This window comes from Mesorhizobium sp. M0571 (assembly GCF_040320985.1).
Taxonomy (GTDB): Bacteria; Pseudomonadota; Alphaproteobacteria; order Rhizobiales; family Rhizobiaceae; genus Mesorhizobium.
In genome coordinates this window covers 1-2,508 of the sequence record NZ_JAMYQT010000125.1, presented here as the reverse complement: position 1 = coordinate 2,508, position 2,508 = coordinate 1, and the positions used below count along the sequence as shown (strand labels likewise).

Sequence of the window (2,508 nt, the reverse complement as noted above, 5' to 3'; positions counted from 1 at the left end):
TGCTCTCACGATTGTGCAGAACCTGATGGGCCGAGGACTGCCGCACATAAAGGATCGCCTTTCGCTCCAGATGGTGGGGCCGGATCTTCTCATGCATCATGGCGCGCCTCCTCCCGTGGAACGGCGCGCTCGCCGTCGACGTGGTCGAGGATCAGGCGCACCATCAGCTTTGTCAGCGTCAGGCGCGTCTCTTCCGGCAGCGCCTGCCATGGTGGCATCTGCGCGGTCTCCGCATCGTGCGGGTTGGAGAACAGATCGAATTGATATGTCGTGGGCTGGCGCGGCATGGACCTCTCCCCGATTCGCGTCGTCAGGACCCGATGCTGCGCCCGAATCCTCCAATTGCGATGGGGTGTGGGAATTGGCCGTCGCGTCCTGCAGCAGTGTCACCAAGACCCCAAGCGTTCTAGGATCGACATGTGGGGCAGCGGCAATGCGCCACGCGGTGCAGACCGCGCGATCAAACATCCAGGCCGGAACCTCCAGCCACCGATCGGAGGCGTGGCCAGAGAGACTGCAGCGGAAAACCTTCCGGTCAGCCTTCTCGATCACCTCATGAACGTGAACACAACGCCCGGCCCAGGGATGCCATGGATAAAGAAACTTGCGTTCCTCGGTCCCGTGGGCGTTCTCTCGTCGTGTTGTACAACACCGCGCGGCCGCATTCCCAAATCGCCTGGCAGACACCGGCCGAGTTCGCCACCACCTTCAATCTGCGACGGTCGCTCGCGCTGCGCTATGCCAAAGGCTCCGCGCTAGCGCCCGTCGCTTCACCCGCCCAGCAGGGCACAACCCACGCCGGAAACGAACTCAAAACTGGATAAAAACTGGGGGCAACGTCAGTTTCATACGAGCCCCCGCAGGTCAAATCCGTCACCTCGCGCAAACCGGTCAGGTCGCCCTTGGCATAGACCCGTGTCGCATAGGCACTGCGATAGCCGAGACGATCGCCGATCTCCTTCAAGCGGAGCCCGGTCGCGACCAGGCGGGGTGGCACAGGCGTGGCGAAGGCAATGCGGCCCATGGTGGCTGGGGACAGGAATGCCCAGCTGCGCCAAGCGACTGCTGACCACATGGTACATGTCGCCTAACGAAGCGGCCGGAATGGAGCCTTGAGTGCCAGGAAGAGCTCCCGGCCCTCGCAAGGTGGCCTGGCGCGTTTGAGGTACTGAAGGATAGCGTCACCGACGGAAGTCACGGGCGGGTAGTATTGCGCGCGCCGTTCCTTTGGTCGATGAACGGTGATTCATTCCACCAATCAGATATTCAGGGCGCAACTGCCGCACCTCACCGCTTCGTAGACCGTAAATGGCGAATAACATGAGGATCGCATGGTCGCGAATGGCGCGGGTCTTCTCTGCCGGTGCTGGCGACCAGCTGCTGCACGTCGTCCCAGGCCGGACCGCCGGGCAGGCCCTCCTGTTTGAATAACGCGGCGCGTCGATCGCCTCGGCAATTCCACGGCGACACGCCCCGCGCCGGATGGTCATCAGTGGTGCCGTGCTGATGGCCATCTAAGATCAAGATGGGCACGATATCGACAATATTCTGTCAGGCTACTAGCGATTGAATTAGGATTAGAATGCATCGGCTTAGAGGAGTAAGCGCGCTTGTTGTCTTAATCATGGAGAACGGGTCGAGGAATAAAATCTGCAAGACAATAAGACAATAAAAAGAAGGGAACATCGCATGAACAAGCTTGTAAGAACGATAGCAGTTGCAGCCTCGCTCGCGGCCGCGTCCTTGGCTCTTCCGGCTACGGCAAATGCCGGAGAGGTCCTCGATAGGGTGCTCAAAACCAAGACGCTGACTGTGGCCGTCGGGACTGACTGGGGTAAGATGGCGTTCTTGAACGACCAACACCAGCTCGATGGATTCGACATCGACGTCGTGAAGAGCGTTGCAAAGTCCCTGGGCGTGGAGGCGAATTTCGTGACGCCCAGCTGGGACGTCATTGCAGCAGGCAAGTGGCAGGGCCGCTGGGACATGACCACATGGATGACGCCGACCAAGGCGCGGGCTGAAAAATTCGACTTCCCGGCAATTTACATCGAGAACTCGGTGGTCGGCGTTGTTCACAAGGACAGCAAGATAACCAAGCTCTCCGAACTCGAAGGCAAGGTGGTCGGCGTCGCGGCAGGCGATTCGGCAGAACAATACGTCAATCACAAATTAGCAGCGGATTGGATTGGTGCGGAGCCGATTGAATACCAATTCACGCCGGGTCAGGTAAAGACCTACGCGACCAGCAAGATCGCGTTTGATGATCTTCGGCTCGGCGATGGTGTTCGCCTTGATGGAGCTCTTAGTGACGATTCGGGGGTGGAGGATGCGATCAGCGCTGGTTACCCTTTAAAGGCGATCGGCGTCGCATTCTCCACGCCGGCGAGTTTGGCAGTAGCGCCTGGCGACAAGGAATTTAACGACAAGATTGCGGCCGCTATCCAGAGCATGAAGGATGACGGCTCACTCTCCAAGCTGTCGATCAAGTGGTTCGGGGTGGATCAT

3 protein-coding genes are annotated in these 2,508 nt (G+C 59.3%); 1 reads left to right on the top strand and 2 read right to left on the bottom strand.

The window, feature by feature from the left end; genetic code table 11:
- Positions 1-89: 89 nt before the first annotated feature.
- Entirely contained in the window at positions 90-287 is a 198-nt protein-coding gene (locus NKI85_RS37585) for a hypothetical protein (protein WP_023722661.1), read from the bottom strand.
- Between the two features lie 449 nt (positions 288-736).
- The gene (locus NKI85_RS37580; protein WP_352780929.1) at positions 737-1,075 is read right to left on the bottom strand and encodes a site-specific integrase; all 339 of its coding nucleotides are present in this window, start codon (positions 1,073-1,075) and stop codon (positions 737-739) included.
- Between the two features lie 614 nt (positions 1,076-1,689).
- Between NKI85_RS37580 and NKI85_RS37575 the strand changes: the two genes are divergently transcribed.
- Positions 1,690-2,508 (top strand): transporter substrate-binding domain-containing protein (locus NKI85_RS37575; protein WP_352780926.1); only part of this gene is annotated, 819 nt, incomplete at its 3' end.

Bases quoted from the DNA above. Each gene is read 5' to 3' on its own strand.
- NKI85_RS37585 (WP_023722661.1), bottom strand. From the start codon at position 287: ATGCCGCGCCAGCCCACGACATATCAATTCGATCTGTTCTCCAACCCG.
- NKI85_RS37580 (WP_352780929.1), bottom strand. From the start codon at position 1,075: ATGTGGTCAGCAGTCGCTTGGCGCAGCTGGGCATTCCTGTCCCCAGCC.